Here is a 15,918-nt window from a genome sequence, read left to right as displayed (position 1 = left end):
TCCCCCGATTTCCGCACGAACCTAGGCCCCTTCGGCACATCGGCGCAATGCCGGTGCGCGCGATTGCGGGGATGCGAAGCCCCTCGGCAATCGAGGCAGGCACCAATGAAACACGCCGAATGCCCATCGGACGGGAACTCATCGGCGCATGGTCAACTCTCTATTCCCCCTCGCGAAAGAGGGAGGGAAGCTCACCGCAGGCTCACCTTCGCCGTCACCGACAGCCCCGGCCGCAATCGCGCCACCGCCGCCTGCCCCGGGTCGAGCCTGATCCGCACCGGTACGCGCTGGACGATCTTGGTGAAATTGCCCGAGCCCGGCTCGAACGGCAGCAGCGTGAACTCCGATCCCGACCCCGGCGCGAAGCTCTCGACCTTGCCGGTCAGCGTGTCACCGTCCAGCGCATCGACCTTGATCGCCGCGACCTGGCCGGGGATCATCGCCCGCGTCTGGGTCTCCTTGAAATTGGCGACGACATAAAGCGCCTGCGACGGCACCAGTGTCAGTAGTCGTGATCCGGGCTGGACATAGTCGCCGGTCTGCACCTGCCGATTGCCTACCACGCCGTCGACCGGGGCGCGGATGATGGTGTGCCCCTGATCCTGCCGAGCCAGATCGAGCGCCGCCCGCGCCCGCACCGCCGCGGCTTCGGCCTGGGCGAGTTGCGCCAACAGCACCGGACCGCGTGCGTGAGTCACCGCCGCCTGCTCGCTCGTCACATCGCGATCGGCGCGAACGCGGTCGCGGGCAGACGCAGCGCCGACCGCCGTCGCTCGGACACGCTCGACATCGCGTCGGGTTACGAACCCCTGCGCCACCAGCGTCTCGAAACGATCGCGGTCTGCGGAGGCACGGCCATATTCGGCATCGGCTGACTGGATCGACGTCTGGGCGGCACGCACCTGAGCTGCGGCAAGACCTTCATCGGCGGTGAGCCCCGCCAGCGCCGCTCGCGCCGTCGCCACACCAGCATCGGCATCCGCGACCGCCGCTCGGGCGGCCGCGAGCTTCGCGTCGAATTCCTGCGCATCGATCTGCACGAGCGGGTCGCCTGCCCTCACCGGCTGATTATCGCGCACCAGCACCGCCGACACGAGCCCCCCGACCTTGGGCGCGACCGAACTGCTGTCGGCCTTGAGATAGGCGTTGTCGGTGCTTTCGGCCGTGCGCGGCGACAGCAGCCAGGCGATACCAGCCACCGCGATCACCAGCGCGATCGCCGCCGCGATCAGCGGATTGCGGCTGACCCTGAATCGCCGCTTCGCCTCGACCGGCACGTCGATCGTCGCCGCCATGTTCATGAGATCACCAGCAGGGTGGAGGTTGCCGTAGCGAGGATCCTGCCCGAGGCGTCGGTCAGCTTCGCCTCGGCGAAGGCGACGCGGCGCCCCATGCTGATCACCACACCTTCGGCCCGCACCACGCCGGTATCGACCGTCATGCCGCGCACATAGGACACCTTCAATTCAAGCGTGGTATAACCCTGGCCCGGCGCCAGCTTCGAATGCACGGCGATGCCGCAGGCGGAATCGAGCAGGGTCGCGGCATAACCGCCATGCACGCTGCCGATCGGGTTGTAGACGCGCCTGTCGGGATTGCCCTCAAACACCGCGCGGCCTTCGTCGATCTCGACCAGCGAGAAATCCATCGTCCTGCCGATCGGCGGCTGCGCGTCAGTCGCGATCATCGCGCGCAACTGCTCGATGCCGCTCATCGCGGTCCGGTCGATCGTACCGGTCATTGCATGTCCCCGAGCGAGAAGCGGGCGATCACCGAGGCCCTGGCCCGGTCGAGGATCGCATCGGACTGGGCAGGATCGGCAACCGCGCGTGACAGCGTCACCGCGCCGACCATCTCGGCGAGCATCGACCCGCCCGCGGCCTCGGAATCGGCCATACCGTGGCGGCCGAGCGCATCGGCGAGCCGCGCGGTCAGCCCAGCCACACCTTGGCCGAAGCGTGTCCGCGCCTCCGGATCGAGCCGCGCGAGATCGCCGGACAGTGCCGGCAGCGGGCAGCCATGCTCGCGCGCGTCGCGATGCCCGGGCGAAAGATAGAAATCGACATAGGCGCGCAGGGCCGCGCGTGGATCGTCGCCGGCAGCCGTGGCGTCGAAGCGGCGTCCGGCGCTTTCGAACATCGTCTCGATGGCGGCGGCGACCAGCGCCTCCTTCGAATCGAAATGCGCATAGAAGCCGCCATGGGTAAGCCCCGCCCGCGCCATGATCCCGGCCACGCCGACGCCCCCGGGGCCCTTGGCCCGGATTTCCCGCGCCGCCTCCTTCAGGACACGCCGCCTGGTCTCGCTCTTGTGATCGCCGTCGTAGCGCATGGCCTTGTCGATCTCCTTTATATGATGCATATAATATAAAGGCCGCCAAGGACAAGCACCGATGTCATCCCCTCCTGTCGTCGGTGCGCCGATCGATCCCATGGCGCTGCCCGATGTCCGAAAATTCCTGATCTTCGGGGTGATGGCGTTCGGGCAGTTCATGGCGCTGATCGACATCCAGATCGTCGCAGCGTCGCTGAACGAGGTGCAGGCCGGCCTTTCCGCCGGGCCTGACGAGATAAGCTGGGTCCAGACAGCCTATCTGATGGCGGAACTGGTGATGATCCCCTTCGCCGCCTTCCTCGCCCAATCGATGTCGACTCGCTGGCTGTTCGCGCTCTCCGCCGGGCTGTTCACCGTCGCGAGCGCCCTGTGCGGCCTGGCGTGGAGCATCGAATCGATGATCGCCTTCCGCGCGCTTCAGGGGTTCGTCGGCGGCGCGATGATCCCGACGGTCTTCGCCACCGGTTTCGCGATGTTCGAGGGCAAGCAGCGTGCGATGATCCCCGCCATCCTCGGCATGGTCTCGGTCCTCGCCCCCACGCTCGGGCCGACGCTCGGCGGCTGGATCACCGATGCCGCGGGCTGGCGCTGGGTATTCTATGTCAACGTCCTGCCCGGCACGCTCGTCACCCTGTTCGCGATCGCCGTCATCAAGGTCGACCGCGCCGACCTGTCGATGCTCAGGAGGATCGACTGGGTCCATCTCGCCTCGATGGCGGTGTTCCTCGCCGGCCTGGAATATGTGCTCGAGGAGGGGCCGAAGAACGACTGGTTCGGCGACACCGGCATCGCCGCCGCAGCCTGGGTCGCGTTCATCGCCTTCCTGCTGTTCCTCGAACGATCTCTCCGGTCGAGCAGCCCGATCGTGAAGCTCTCGCCCTTTCGCAAGCCGACATTCGTCTTCGCCTGCGTCTTTAACCTGGTGATCGGCTTCGGCCTATATGCCGGCACCTATCTCGTGCCGCTCTTCCTCGGCCGTGTCCGCGGGTACAATGCCAATGAGATCGGCACGACGGTGTTCATCGCCGGCGTCGTGCAGTTCTGCGGCGTGCCGATCGCCGCCGCCCTGTCGCAACGGGTGGACCAGCGGATCATCATCACTTTCGGCCTGAGCCTGTTCGCGGCGGGCCTGTGGCTCTTTTCCTACATGACGCCCGACTGGGGTTTCGCCGCGCTGCTGGTGCCGCAAGCGGTACGCAGCTTCGCGATCATGCTGTGCATCGTCCCAAGCGTCGGCCTTGCCCTCAACGGCTTCGCCGGGCCGGAGCTTCGTTATGCATCGGGGCTGTTCAACCTGATGCGCAATCTCGGCGGTGCCATCGGCATCGCGCTAGTCACGACCTGGCTGCAGGACATGAGCCGCCTCCACGCCCTGCGGATCGGCGAAGCGCTGGGCAGTTCCTCACGGATCGCGGCCGATACGCTCGCCAATCTCGCGCGCATGATGCAGACGATGACGCCCGACCCGGCCCGCGCGATGATGATGGCTGAGGCGGTGATGGGGCGGGTCGTCGGCCGCGAGGCGCTGACCCTCGCCTTCAACGATGTGTTCCGCATCATGGCGTGGCTGTTCATCGCCGCCCTGGTGATGGTGCCCTTCTGCCGCCCGCCGAAACAGGCAGGCGTCGAGCCCGTCGACGCGCATTGAGAGCGGAGCACGCCGAGCCGAAGGTGGGGCTGAACCGGTCTTGCATAGTCCTCCCGGAGGATCCGCTCCGGCTCACACGACCAGGGAAATGGAGTTTCCGAAGTTGTGAAGCAGCACGGGAAGCAGAAGGCTGCCAGTCCGAAGGCGCAGCCATATCGCGATGAAGGAAGGCAGCGCCGTCAACGTCATGGTCAGCAGGTCGAACGAGAAATGACCATGCGAGAACCCAAAGGCATGTGTCATCCCGAACAACGCACAGGACAGGACGGCGCCCCATCCCCACTCAACGCCAAACAGCCTCAGGCGCCCGGTGAAGGCGCGATCAAGCGCAAGCAGGAGGATGCCGCGGTAAAAGGGCTCCTCCTCGAACCCCGGCATGGTCAACTGGAACGCGACCTCCTCATGCGAGCCTGGTCCGCCTGGAAAAGTCAGCGAGATCGCCACGAAAAACGTACAATAGACAAGCGCGACGGGCACGCACTTTCTGAGGCTACCCTCGGCCTGGGCAAAAGTGAGCCCCGATCGACGCCACTCGAAAGCCGGCAAGGCGGCAACGGCCAGCGTCGCAATCAGGGCCAGAATCTTGCCCTGCCAGTTCCATTCAGCCGACGGAAACAGGTTGGGAAGGAGGCCATAGCCGCGCGTCAGGAGGAAGTCGTTGACCCCGACAAGTGCGGCTGCGACCAGCAGCCACCGGAGCGAGAAGGCGTGGCGGCGCGTCACCCCGACAGCGCCCCCAACGAGGAGAAGAAGCGCGAGCGTGCCGATCAGTCCTGTAAAGCCGTTCACGTCCTAGTCTCCATCACGCGGGTGCGCCCCGATAGAGGGGAGCGTCGGCAAGGGCTTCTCAAAAGGCCGCCGACCGCTCCTCAAAAGACGGCTTCGCGGCCGGAATACGCGACGGCGGTATCGGCGCGTGGCCGGACGCCGCGCGATACGCGCCCGGCGTGCAGCCCCTGGCGGCACGGAACACGCGGTTGAAACTGGCGAGGGAGGCGAACCCGCTATCCATCGCAATCGCGATCAGCTTGTCCCCGGCCCGCGATGAATCGGACAGCAACCGGCACGCTTCCTCCACGCGATAGGCGTTGATGAAGGAGCGAAAGTGATCATGGCCGAGTTTATGATTGACCAACTGACGCACCACACGCTCGGCGGCACCCATTTTGCGAACGAACGTGGCGAAGCTCAAATCGGGATCGAGGTGCACCCGTTCGACCTCGATCAGGTTCCGTAAACGCTCCGCCAGCCGCGCGTCGCCTGTCCCCACGACCGCCACCTGCATCGTCGAGGCCGGAAACGTCAGCGTTCCGGGGTCGGCGCGGAGTAGCCTTGTCGCAAACCAGAGACCAAAGGCAAGGATGGCTGCATTCTGGGAGATGGCAAAGGCCCGCGGGCGCCAGTCGAAACCGAGCAGGGCGTCAACCAGGAAGTCAGCAAGAAGCTGGCCGCCCAGGAGAATGACAACGATCACGCGAGCATCACGCCGCGTCTCCACGAAATCGCCCTCGCGATCATGGAGGAGCCGCCATCCGAGGTGAGCGACTATCCCGAGGCCGAATGCGACGAGAAGCCGGGAAAGTCCCTTATCGGCGACCAGCGAGCCCAACACGCCCCGATCAGCACTCGCGATGCAGATCCACAATATGCCGACAGCCAGGATGGGCCCTCGCAACCGGAAATGTCGATCGAAGCAAGCAAGGCAGAACCACCAGATGAATACCGCCGCGTAGCCGCTCAAGAGATGAGCGACGCGCCCGACGACTCCGTCCAGACGAAGCGAGAGATCGGGTGTGTTCCCTATCAGGAATCCTGAGATGCTTATCGCAAGGGGGACAAACAGCACCGTCTGGCGCACCCCTTTGCCATCGCGGGTGAGCAGGAATGCCAGGAAGAGCAGCACCGTCACGCCTGCGATGCGAATGGCCACGTCGAGCTGTTGAGCGTCCATGGGAGACAAGTACCGGGGCGTTCGACGCCAGGCTATGCTCTAACGACCATGTCCGCGTCTTAGGATCATCGGTTTGCCTGCATGGCGCAGGCAGGCCGAAAGCAACGGGCTCCGATGATGAATATGGCGCAATGCGCTAACTCCAGCCACCGCCCAGTGCCTTGAACAGCGCAACCGCTGCCTGGGCCTTGCGCGAGGAAGCATCGCTGTCTCGCTGCTCCGCCAGGAGAAGCGCCTTGCGCGCTCGTGCCAGCGCGAGCCGGTCGTCCTCACCGCTCGCTGCTCGACGTTCGGACAGGGCAAACGCCGCCCGCTCGCGGACCAGCGCGGCCCCCGCCTCCTGCGCCCCGATCCGTGCCTTGAGGAACCGATTGATCGCCGTCTCGCTGTCCGACAGCGCGCCGAGCACCGCCTTCTCGTAACGTGCCGCCGCGCCCCGACCGCGCGCGTCGGCGGCGCGGATCTGCGCGCGGATCGCGCCACCCGAAAAGATCGGCCAGGAGACGCTTGGCCCCACCTGTAACCGCATGCTGTCGGCCGAGAACAGGTCGCCGGGATTGCGCGCCTGCTGGCCGATGCCGCCCAACAGGCTGAAGCGCGGGAACAGGTCGGCCGTGGCGACCCCGATATCCGCCGTCGCTGCCGCAAGCTCTCGTTCGGCCTGGCGAACGTCCGGGCGGCGTTCGAGCAGTTCGGACCGCACGCCGACCAATATCTCGTCCGGGCTGATCGGCAACGGCGCTGGCGTACGCAACGTGGCACCAACCTCCTCCGGCGTCGAACCGGCCAGCGTCGCGATACGATAGGCTGCCGCCGTCACGCTCGCCTCGGCATCCGGCACGGCGGCAGCGCTTGCCCGCGCGGCGCCCTCCGCAATCTCAGCATCCAGCCGCGAGGCCTCACCCGCGCCAAAACGCAACCGGGTGAGCCGCGCGAGATCGGCATCGGCGTCAGCGGTCGCCCGGGCCGTCGCGGCATTGGCCTGCGCGGTCCGCAAGTCGAGATAGTTGCGCGCCACCTCGGCGATCAGCGAAAGCATCACGTCGCGACGAGCGAACAGCGCCGCTTCCTCGCGCGCCGCCGCAGCCTCGCCCTGCCTGACATGCCGCCCCCAAAGGTCGATCTCCCAGCTCGCGTCGAAACCGCCGTCGAAAAGCCGGAACTCGCGCTGGAAACCGGGAATCTCGCCGATCGGCAACTGCCCGTTCCTGCTCAGCACATTCTCGGTCGCCGATCCCGTTGCCGTCACCGAGGGCAGGCGCGTACCCGCCACCGCACGGCGATTCGCGCGCGCCTCCGCAAGCCGCGCCTCGGCCTCGGCGAGATCGGGGCTGTTCCCGATCGCGCGGGCGACCAGCGCCGAAAGCTGCGCGTCGCCGAAGCGATCCCACCAGGCGAGGTCGACCGCGCCGGGCGTCCCGGGCTCGGTCCAGCCGGCGGCTGACGGTACCGAAGGCCGTTTATAATCAGGCCCGACGGTGCAGCCGGCCAGCGCGGCGCCCGCGAGCAGTACGGCGAGGAAACGAGGCATGGGGATCACTCCATCCGAGCGCGGAACAGCCACGCGGCCGCGCTCAAGGTCAGGCAGGCGATGATGACGAGCGGCCAGAGCTGATGGAACACCGCGGCGGCCGGCATCGCCTTGAGAAACAGGCCCTGGACGATGACCAGGAAATAACGGGCAGGATTGGCGTAGGTCACGACCTGCAGCCAGCCCGGCATATTGTCGATCGGACTGGCATAGCCTGACAGCAGGATCAGTGGGGTCGTCACCAGGAAGGACCCGAGGAACGCCTGTTGCTGAGTCGCCGACGCTGCCGATACGAGCATCCCCACCCCGATCAGCGCGAGCATGTACGCGGTCAGCGAGAGATAGAAGAGGATCAGCGATCCGGTGAACGGCACGCCGAATATCAGGGGCGCGACGATCAGATAGAGCGTGCCGTTGAACAGGCCGACCAGTAGTGGCGGGACCATCTTGCCGATCAGCACCTCGTGCACGCGCAGCGGCGAGACCATCAGCTGGTCGAACGTGCCAAGCTCCCGCTCTCGCGCAATGGTTTGCGAAGTTATGGACAACCCCGCCACCGAGGTGATGATCGCGACCAGCGACGGCAGGGTGAACCAGATATAATCGAGCGACGGGTTGTACCAGTTGGTCACGACGCTGCCGCCGCTGGCATCCCCGCTCCCCTGCGACCGCGGGGCGAGATCGGCACCGACACTCCCGGCGATCTGCGAAAGATAGCCCGAGACGATTTGCGCCGCGTTCGACCGACGGCCGTCGAGTACCACCCCGATCGTCGCCGGCCGGTGGGCCGTCACCGCCCGATCGAAATCCTCGTCGATCACCACGGCGGCGATCACTTCCTGCCGGTCGACCGCCTTCTCCAGTGCCTCGGGTGAGGTCAGCCGGCGGATCGTCCGGAAGTTCGGGCTGCCCGAGATTCGCGATACAATCTCCGCGCTGTGCGCGCCGCTGCTGCGGTCGAGGATACCGATATCGACATTGCGGACTTCGAGCGTGGTGGCGAAGGTGAAGATGAAGAGCTGGATCAACGGCGGCAGCACGAGCACGAGCCGAGCCTTCGGGTCGCGCAACACCGCCCAGATTTCCTTGACGATCATCGCCCGAAGCCGCCGCATTAATCGAGACTCCTGCGCGTGGCCCGAAAACTGAGGAAGAAGAACAGCGCCCCGAAACCGAGCATGATCGCGATGTTCGGCAGGATCAGCGCCCACAGGTCACCCGCCAGGAACACCGTCTGGAGCGACGGGATCAGATACCGCGCCGGCACCGCATAGGTGATGAGCCGGATCGGCCAGGGCATGGACGCGATCTCGAACAGGAAGCCGGAGAGCAGGAAGGTCGGCAGGAAGGCGGCGAGCAGCGCGACCTGGCTCGCCACGAACTGGTTCTTGGTGGCTGACGAGATGAACAGGCCGAGCCCCAGGGCCGGCATCAGGAAAGCCGAGGCGATCGCGAACAGCGCGAACACCGACCCTCGAAACGGCACGCCGAACGCGACCACCGCGAGCACGCTGCACAGCGCCATGGAGGCAAGGCCGAGCAGAAAATAGGGGATGACCTTGCTGGCGATGAACTCGACCATGCTGATCGGCGTCGCCATCATCGCCTCCATCGTGCCACGTTCCCATTCGCGCGCGACGACCAGCGCCGTCAGCAAGGTACCGATCATCGTCATCACGATCGCGATGGAGCCGGGAACGAGGAAGAAGCGGCTGCGCAGGCCGGGATTGTACCAGTAGCGCGGATTGACGCCGATCGGCGGTACGGCCTGGCTCGCTCCTCCATCCAGTCCCTCGGCAGCGGCCCAGCTTGCCCGCACGCCCTCGCCATAGGCGGCCGCGAAACTGGCGGTGTTGGGCTGCGACCCGTCGGTGATGATCTGGATCGGGGGCGCCTTGCCGCGTGTCGCGCCCTTCCCGAAATCCTGCGGGATGACGATGATCGCGCGGACAGCGCCATCGACCATCATGCCGCGTACGTCAGCCACCGACCTTGCCATGGCCACATCGAAATAGGGCGAGTTCCGATAGGCCTGGGCAAGACCCAGGGCCGGCGCGCTGCTATCCTCCAGCACAAGCGCGATGCGGGTGCGCGGCGTGTCGAGCGACACGGCATAACCGAACAGGAACAACAGGATCAGCGGCAGGACGAAGGCAATCAGGAAGGTGGAGGGATCGCGCATGATCTGCGTGCCCTCCTTGCGCACCAGCGCCGCCAACCGGCGCGGATCGAAGCGGAGGCCCGCCTTGCTCATGCAGCTTGCGCCGTGTCGCGGTTGCGGTCCGATTGCTCGATCAGCGCGATGAAGGCATCCTCCATCGTCGGGTCCTCGACGCCCGCGATCTTCGCCGCATCGGCCTTCAACGCGTCGGGCGTGCCGGTCGCGATCTGCTCCGACCGGTAGATCAGCGTCACCCGGTCGCAATATTCGGCTTCGTCCATGAAGTGCGTGGTGACCAGAACGGTCACGCCCTTCTCGACCAGCCCGTTGATATGAGTCCAGAATTCCCGTCGCGCCACCGGGTCGACGCCGGAGGTCGGCTCGTCAAGGAATAGCACCGGCGGCTGATGCATCACCGCGCAGGCCAGGGCGAGCCGCTGCTTGATGCCGAGCGGCAACAGCCCGGCATTCTCGTCGATATGCTCGCCCAGCGCGAAGATGTGGATCATCTCGTCGATCGCGCGCCTTGCTCGCGCCCGGTCGAGATCATAGGCGCCGGCGAAGAAATCGAGATTCTGCCGGATGCTGAGATCGCCATAGAGCGAGAATTTCTGCGCCATGTACCCAAGCGAGGCACGCGCGTCCGCCCGCGCCAGACGCAGGTCATTGCCCGCGACCGAGCCGGTGCCGCTGGTCGGCGTCAGCAGCCCGCACAGCATCTTGAACGTGGTCGACTTGCCTGCTCCGTTAGGCCCGAGCAGCCCGAAGATCTGCCCGCGCGGGATTTCGAACTCTATGTCGTGCGCGGCGGTGAAATCGCCGAAGCGCCTGGTCAGCCCCCTGGCTTCGATCGCCGGCGTTTCGGTCTGCTCGATCGTGCGATAGGCATGGGCGAGCGCGCTCGTCCCCGGCGGCCCACCGCCCAGTATCTCGATAAAGCCGTCCTCGAAGCGTGGCTCCGCTTTCCCGACCTTGGTCTTCGGCCCCGCATTGAACGCCGCCGCATCGGGCACCGCCGCGTCCCTGGCGAGCAGCAGCCGAACCGACCGCCCCTGGATCGATCCGTCGATCACATCGTCGCGATCGAGCGCATGAGTCAGGAACTGACGCCGCCGTTCCTCGAACCCGGTCACACGGATCACCCGGTCCCTCGCCTTGCCGGTCAGGTCGGCGGGCGGCCCCTCGAACAGCAGCTTTCCTTCACTGAGCAGATACACCCAGTCGCATTTCTCAGCCTCGTCGAGATAGGCGGTCGACCAGAGCACGCCGATGCCCTCGCCGGTCAGTTCGCCAACCATCGACCAGAGCTCGCGCCGGGATACCGGGTCGACACCGACGCTGGGTTCATCGAGCAGCAGCACTTTCGGGGTGCGCACCAGCGCGCAGGCCAGGCCGAGCTTCTGCTTCATTCCGCCCGACAGCTTGCCGGCCAGCCTGTCCTGGAATCGCCTGAGGTCCGTGAAGTCCAGCAGCCGGTCAAAGGTCGCCCGATGCTCGTCTTCGGGCAGATCGCGGACCCGCGCATAGAGCGTCAGGTTCTCGATCACCGTCAGGTCTTCGTAGAGGCCGAAACGCTGGGGCATGTAACCGAGATCGCCAAGCGCATCGACCGGCGTCCCTCCGAGCAGTTCGACCCTGCCTTCGGTGGGCGCCATCAGGCCGGCAAGGATGCGGATGAGCGTCGTCTTGCCGGCGCCGTCCGGCCCGACCAGTCCGGTCAGCCGCCCCGGCACGATCGACAGCTTCACACCGTCGAGCGCCGCATGGCCGGCGCCGAAGCGCTTGACCAGTCCTTCGGCGCTGGCGACGACGTCAGCCACCGGGCTAGTTCCGATGCGCCGGGCGCGCGGCGGGCACGCGTACCGTGACCGGCTGACCCTGGCGCAGCGCGTCGTCGGGATCGGTCACGATGACACGCAGGCGATAGACCAGATCGGTTCTCAGGCTCTCGGTCTCGACCGACTTGGGCGTGAATTCCGATCGCGGCGAAATATACCCGATCGTGCCGCGGTAGGTTCGGGGGTTTCCATCCGCGGTAACCTCCACCGCCATGCCGGGACTGATACGGCTTAGCGCTGTTTCATCGATATAGGCGCGCACCCGCAACGGCCGGTCGATCGACAGGGTCAGCACCGTCTCGCCGGGCTGGACGATCGCACCCGGCTCTCGTGCGCGGGTCACCACCGTCCCCGCCGTGGCCGCGATCAGCCGCGTGTCGGACAGGTCGGTCGCCGCATTGCGTCGCGCTTCGGCCGCTGCCTGGACTTGCGCCCTGGCTGCGTCGATGTCCTCGATGCGCGATCCGGCGACGAGCAGCGACAGGCCTTGGCGAGCCTCGGCAAGCTGGGCCCGGGCGCGGTCACGGTCGGCGACGGTCTTGTCCCAGACGTCATGGCTGATCGCGCCCGGACCGACCAGCGGCTCGCGGCGGCGATAATCCCGCTCGCTATTCTCCATCACTGCCTGCGCCGCGGCGACACGAGCACGGGCCTGGGCGATATCCTGGCTGCGGTTGCCGTTGCGTAGCTTTGCAAGCTGCGCCTGAGCCTGGGCGAGCTGGGCGTCTGCCTGACCGATCCGGCTGTCGAGCGTCGCGGTGTCGAGCATGGCAAGCGGCTGGCCCTGCCGAACCTTTGCCCCCTCCTCCACCGCGATACCGCTGATCCGCCCGCCGACACGAAAGGCCATGTCGACCTCGCGGATATCGACATTGCCGTGCAGGGTCAGTTCGCCCTCCCCAGCGCGCGGGAAGATGCCGAAACCACGGGTGGCGACCCCCGCGATGACAAGGGCCGCGGCCAGGACGATCAACACGATGATGCGGCGGTTCATACCAGCTTCTCCATCAGGATGCAGTGCACGTTCGCGCGCAACCGGGCGCGCAGCAAGGTGGCGGTGTTATCATCGATCCGCTCGACGCCCATGACCCGGCAGACCGAGGCGCGGCCAGCGCGCAATACCAGCGCCTGGCCGAAGAACAGCACCGCAAGAGCGCGGACCTCGCGATCGGGGAGATCGTTGCGGATACGCGCCAGCAGGGCGACGAAAGTGTCGGCCAGCGGCTCCATCGCGCCGCGATAGATACGCTCGAACGCCTCGGTCGGATCGAGCTGCTCGCGAATGATGAAGCGTGCCCAGGTCTCCGTTTCCCGGCGCAGCATCATCTGGGCGAAGCCGTCGATCAGGCGGAGCAGCCACTCCACCGCCTGCTCCCGCGATTCGATCGCCGCCGCCCGGGCAGCGGCGAACACCGGCGTCTGGAGTTCCGATATCCCCTGCCCGATCCGGTCCGCGGCGGCGAGGTACAGGCCCTCCTTGCCGCCGAAATGATAGGTGATCGAGGACATCGCCGCACCCGACGCCCTGGCTATCTGGCGCGTGCTTGCCCCTTCGAAGCCATGACGGCCGAATTGCTCGATAGCGGTGTCGAGAAGAGGTTCGCTTTTCACGAGCCAGTTATTAGTTCGATCGAACGAACAATGCAACGGCTGCACCTTTGCTTGTCCCGCCCGATGCCGCCTCCTACGCTTCGTCGATGCGCGGCCTGCTCACTCCCGGCCGATTTCGTGGCATGGCGCTCGCCCTGGTCGCCTGCGCGCTCGCGATCCGGCTGGCGGTTCCGTCGGGATTCATGCTGATGCCGGGTTCGAACGGCGCGCTCCCGACGATCACGATGTGCAGCGGCCAGGGCGTCATGACGATGCCAATGCCTGTGCGAATGGATACTGTGAGCGGCCGGGCTTCACATGACGACGGCCGGCATCAGGAAAAGGCACCCGACCATCCCTGCGCCTTCGCCGCCGCCAGCGCAGCGGTCGACCTCGCCGCGATCCTCCATCCGGGCGCGCCGACGATCATCGAAATGGGCGTGCGCCCGCAATCCCGTGCCTTCGCGCAGCCAGGCCTCGGCCTCGCGGCGCCGCCACCTCCCAAGACCGGCCCGCCGATCCTCGCCTGATATCGCCGTACGCGCTCCCCGCGCGGCCTTCGGACCCTGTCGGCAGAACGGATCGTTCAAATGAAAACTCGATTTCCGCGCGGGCCGTCGCGCGCCTCCATGATCGTCGCCTGTCTGGCGGCTCTACTGCCAACCGGCGGCGCGCACGCCGAGGACAAGGACCAGCGCGACGTCCTGGTCACGGGCACACGCCAGCCCAGGCCGATCGAAAATCCACCGGCGACGACAGCAACCATCTCCGCCGACACGATCGGCGACACGATCAATGCCAGGAATGTCGAGGACACGATCAAATATCTGCCAAGCCTGATCGTCCGCAAACGCCATATCGGCGATACCCAGGCGCCAATTGCCACCCGCACCTCCGGCCTCGGCGCCAGCGCCCGCAGCCTGATCTATGTCGATGGCGCCCTGCTTTCGTCGCTGATCGGCAACAACAACACCATCGCCTCGCCACGCTGGGGTCTCGTCAGCCCGCAGGAGATCGAGCGGATCGATGTCCTCTACGGCCCTTTCTCGGCCGCCTATGCGGGCAATTCGATCGGTGCGGTGGTCAACATCACCACGCATTTGCCGGACAGGCTTGAAGGCAGCGTAGCAGCGGGCACGACCATTCAGAGGTTCGAGCAATATGGCACTGACCGGACACTCCCCGCCTATCAGGTCGGCGGGACCATCGGCGACCGGTTCGGGCCGCTGGCGCTGTTTGCCAGCATCGATCACGTCACGAGCGATGGCCAACCGCTGACCTATGTCACGGCCGCCACGCAGCCAGCGGGCACGACCGGCGGCTATGCCGACGTGAATCGCACGAACATGCCGATCCGCGTGCTCGGTGCCAGCGGTTTCGAACATCAGCGGCAGGATCGAATCAAGCTGAAGGCCGCGCTGGATATCACACCGGGCGTGCGCTTGACCTATGTCGGCGCCCTGTTTCTCAACAGGACCGACTCCACTGCCGAAAGCTATATCTCCAGCGCAGGCGGCACGACCTATACCAGCGCCTTTTCGAGTGGCGTATATCATGCGGACCAGCGCCATTGGTCGCACAGCCTCTCCGCGAGCGGCAGCGGCGACCAGTTCGACTGGCAGGTGATCGGCACCCTCTATGATTTCGATCGTGACGTGCAGCGCATCCCGACGGGAACGCTGCCCGCCGCGCAGAATGGCGGCCCGGGCACGATCACTCGGCTTGACGGCACCGGATGGAAGACGATCGACGCCAGGGGCATGTGGCGGTCCGATGCGGACGCGACCCACACCATTAGTTTCGGCGCTCATGCCGACTGGTTCGACATCAACAGCAACCGGTTCGCCACAACCAACTGGGTCGATGGCGGCCAGGGCGCGCTCAATCTCCAGTCGAAGGGCAAGACCCGCACCGCCGCGCTCTGGGCGCAGGACGCCTGGAAACTGCTGCCAGCGGTCACCCTGACGCTGGGCGGGCGCTATGAATGGTGGAGGGCCTATGACGGCGTGAACTTCTCCTTGTCGCCGTCGATCCCCATCGTACGGCAACCATTGCTATCGGCCGCCAGATTCTCACCCAAGGCCTCGCTTGCGTGGAATCCGGATGCCGACTGGACGGTCCGCTTCTCCTTCGGCCAGGCCTATCGTTTTCCGACAGCGGGTGAACTCTACCAGATCGTGACGACGCCGGTGGCGGCGGTGCCCAATCCGAACCTGAAGCCCGAGAACGCGCTCTCCGAGGAACTGGTGATCGAGCACCATGACGAGCGGGGCTCGATCCGCCTTTCCTTCTTCAACGAATCGATCCGGGACGCGCTGATCTCCCAGACTGGCCCGCTGCCGGTGGTGCCCCCACAGGTCGGCACCTTCGTCCAGAATGTCGACCGAACCCGTGCACGCGGTATCGAATTCGCGTTCCAGCGCGCCGACATCCTGCCCCGCGTCGATCTTTCGGGGAGCGTCACCTATGCCGACGCCACGACCCGCCGGGATGCGGCGCTGCCCGCCGCGGTCGGCAAGTTCCTGCCCTCGGTACCGCACTGGAAAGCGTCTCTGGTGGCGACGTGGCGCCCGACCGACCAGATCGCGCTCACCGCTGCCGGGCGGCATGCTGGCCGGATGTACGGATCGCTCGATAACACGGACGTGATCGGCAACACCTTCCAGGGCTTTGCCAGCTATGCCGTCGTCGATATGCGCGCCAGCTTCAGGGTGACCCCGCGCTGGTCGATCGGCCTCGGGGTCGACAATGTCGGTAACGAGAAATATTTTCTCTTCCACCCCTTCCCGCAACGCTCCTTCTCGGCTGACGCGACCTATTTGTTCTGATTCGGTGACACCTCCGTATATTTACGGATACGAGTGA

14 protein-coding genes are annotated in these 15,918 nt (G+C 66.1%); 3 read left to right on the top strand and 11 right to left on the bottom strand.

Features of this window, described 5'->3' with window-relative positions:
- Nucleotides 1–191: 191 nt before the first annotated feature.
- From NDN01_RS01990 to NDN01_RS01980, 3 genes are read right to left on the bottom strand one after another with little or no spacing between them, the layout of a single operon-like run.
- On the bottom strand, nt 192–1,295 hold the full coding sequence (locus NDN01_RS01990) for an HlyD family secretion protein (protein WP_272625465.1): 1,104 nt from the start codon (nt 1,293–1,295) through the stop codon (nt 192–194).
- A 2-nt stretch (nt 1,296–1,297) separates the two neighbouring features.
- Nucleotides 1,298–1,741, bottom strand: coding sequence for a PaaI family thioesterase (locus NDN01_RS01985; protein ID WP_272625464.1), 444 nt, complete (start codon nt 1,739–1,741; stop codon nt 1,298–1,300).
- The gene (locus NDN01_RS01980; protein WP_272625463.1) at nt 1,738–2,331 is read right to left on the bottom strand and encodes a TetR/AcrR family transcriptional regulator; all 594 of its coding nucleotides are present in this window, start codon (nt 2,329–2,331) and stop codon (nt 1,738–1,740) included. The genes NDN01_RS01985 and NDN01_RS01980 overlap by 4 nt, the downstream gene beginning before the upstream one ends.
- 61 nt (nt 2,332–2,392) lie before the next feature.
- Between NDN01_RS01980 and NDN01_RS01975 the strand changes: the two genes are divergently transcribed.
- Nucleotides 2,393–3,982 (top strand): DHA2 family efflux MFS transporter permease subunit, encoded by a 1,590-nt coding sequence (locus NDN01_RS01975; RefSeq protein ID WP_272625462.1) that lies wholly within the window; start codon nt 2,393–2,395, stop codon nt 3,980–3,982.
- 72 nt (nt 3,983–4,054) lie between these two features.
- On the opposite strand, the gene NDN01_RS01970 is transcribed toward NDN01_RS01975, so the two are convergent.
- From NDN01_RS01970 to NDN01_RS01935, 8 genes are all read right to left on the bottom strand, one after another.
- Nucleotides 4,055–4,705: a CPBP family intramembrane glutamic endopeptidase, BDIM_20840 family gene (locus tag NDN01_RS01970; RefSeq protein WP_272625461.1), complete on the bottom strand. Its 651-nt coding sequence runs from the start codon at nt 4,703–4,705 to the stop codon at nt 4,055–4,057.
- A 124-nt stretch (nt 4,706–4,829) separates the two neighbouring features.
- Complete coding sequence (locus NDN01_RS01965) at nt 4,830–5,933, bottom strand: helix-turn-helix domain-containing protein (protein ID WP_272625460.1); 1,104 nt, start codon at nt 5,931–5,933, stop codon at nt 4,830–4,832.
- Nucleotides 5,934–6,069: 136 nt separating this feature from the next.
- Nucleotides 6,070–7,464 carry an efflux transporter outer membrane subunit gene (locus NDN01_RS01960; protein ID WP_272625459.1) on the bottom strand — a complete coding sequence of 465 codons (1,395 nt, stop codon included), beginning with the start codon at nt 7,462–7,464 and terminating at the stop codon, nt 6,070–6,072.
- Nucleotides 7,465–7,469: 5 nt separating this feature from the next.
- Entirely contained in the window at nt 7,470–8,579 is a 1,110-nt protein-coding gene (locus NDN01_RS01955; RefSeq protein ID WP_272625458.1) for an ABC transporter permease, read from the bottom strand.
- Nucleotides 8,579–9,718, bottom strand: a complete 1,140-nt coding sequence (locus NDN01_RS01950; RefSeq protein ID WP_272625457.1) for an ABC transporter permease — start codon at nt 9,716–9,718, stop codon at nt 8,579–8,581. Before NDN01_RS01950 ends, NDN01_RS01955 begins: the two co-directional genes overlap by 1 nt.
- Nucleotides 9,715–11,445 carry an ATP-binding cassette domain-containing protein gene (locus NDN01_RS01945; RefSeq protein WP_272625456.1) on the bottom strand — a complete coding sequence of 577 codons (1,731 nt, stop codon included), beginning with the start codon at nt 11,443–11,445 and terminating at the stop codon, nt 9,715–9,717. The genes NDN01_RS01950 and NDN01_RS01945 overlap by 4 nt, the downstream gene beginning before the upstream one ends.
- Nucleotides 11,446–11,449: 4 nt before the next feature.
- Nucleotides 11,450–12,457: an HlyD family efflux transporter periplasmic adaptor subunit gene (locus NDN01_RS01940; RefSeq protein WP_272625455.1), complete on the bottom strand. Its 1,008-nt coding sequence runs from the start codon at nt 12,455–12,457 to the stop codon at nt 11,450–11,452.
- Complete coding sequence (locus tag NDN01_RS01935; protein WP_272625454.1) at nt 12,454–13,074, bottom strand: CerR family C-terminal domain-containing protein; 621 nt, start codon at nt 13,072–13,074, stop codon at nt 12,454–12,456. Before NDN01_RS01935 ends, NDN01_RS01940 begins: the two co-directional genes overlap by 4 nt.
- Nucleotides 13,075–13,196: 122 nt before the next feature.
- Between NDN01_RS01935 and NDN01_RS01930 the strand changes: the two genes are divergently transcribed.
- Entirely contained in the window at nt 13,197–13,583 is a 387-nt protein-coding gene (locus NDN01_RS01930) for a hypothetical protein (RefSeq protein WP_272625453.1), read from the top strand.
- A gap of 60 nt (nt 13,584–13,643) precedes the next feature.
- On the top strand, nt 13,644–15,881 hold the full coding sequence (locus NDN01_RS01925) for a TonB-dependent receptor (protein ID WP_272625452.1): 2,238 nt from the start codon (nt 13,644–13,646) through the stop codon (nt 15,879–15,881).
- Nucleotides 15,882–15,918 lie beyond the last annotated feature (37 nt).

The sequence above is a fragment of the Sphingomonas sp. QA11 genome (assembly GCF_028473665.1).
GTDB lineage: Bacteria > Pseudomonadota > Alphaproteobacteria > Sphingomonadales > Sphingomonadaceae > Sphingomonas > Sphingomonas phytovorans.
The sequence above is the reverse complement of the archived record's forward strand: the minus strand, read 5'-3'. Positions and strand labels throughout refer to the sequence as shown.

Bases quoted from the DNA above. Each gene is read 5' to 3' on its own strand.
- NDN01_RS01985 (WP_272625464.1), bottom strand. From the start codon at position 1,741: ATGACCGGTACGATCGACCGGACCGCGATGAGCGGCATCGAGCAGTTG.
- NDN01_RS01960 (WP_272625459.1), bottom strand. From the start codon at position 7,464: ATGCCTCGTTTCCTCGCCGTACTGCTCGCGGGCGCCGCGCTGGCCGGC.
- NDN01_RS01980 (WP_272625463.1), bottom strand. From the start codon at position 2,331: ATGCGCTACGACGGCGATCACAAGAGCGAGACCAGGCGGCGTGTCCTG.
- NDN01_RS01990 (WP_272625465.1), bottom strand. From the start codon at position 1,295: ATGGCGGCGACGATCGACGTGCCGGTCGAGGCGAAGCGGCGATTCAGG.
- NDN01_RS01955 (WP_272625458.1), bottom strand. From the start codon at position 8,579: ATGCGGCGGCTTCGGGCGATGATCGTCAAGGAAATCTGGGCGGTGTTG.
- NDN01_RS01930 (WP_272625453.1), top strand. From the start codon at position 13,197: ATGGCGCTCGCCCTGGTCGCCTGCGCGCTCGCGATCCGGCTGGCGGTT.
- NDN01_RS01940 (WP_272625455.1), bottom strand. From the start codon at position 12,457: ATGAACCGCCGCATCATCGTGTTGATCGTCCTGGCCGCGGCCCTTGTC.
- NDN01_RS01950 (WP_272625457.1), bottom strand. From the start codon at position 9,718: ATGAGCAAGGCGGGCCTCCGCTTCGATCCGCGCCGGTTGGCGGCGCTG.
- NDN01_RS01965 (WP_272625460.1), bottom strand. From the start codon at position 5,933: ATGGACGCTCAACAGCTCGACGTGGCCATTCGCATCGCAGGCGTGACG.
- NDN01_RS01925 (WP_272625452.1), top strand. From the start codon at position 13,644: ATGAAAACTCGATTTCCGCGCGGGCCGTCGCGCGCCTCCATGATCGTC.
- NDN01_RS01975 (WP_272625462.1), top strand. From the start codon at position 2,393: ATGTCATCCCCTCCTGTCGTCGGTGCGCCGATCGATCCCATGGCGCTG.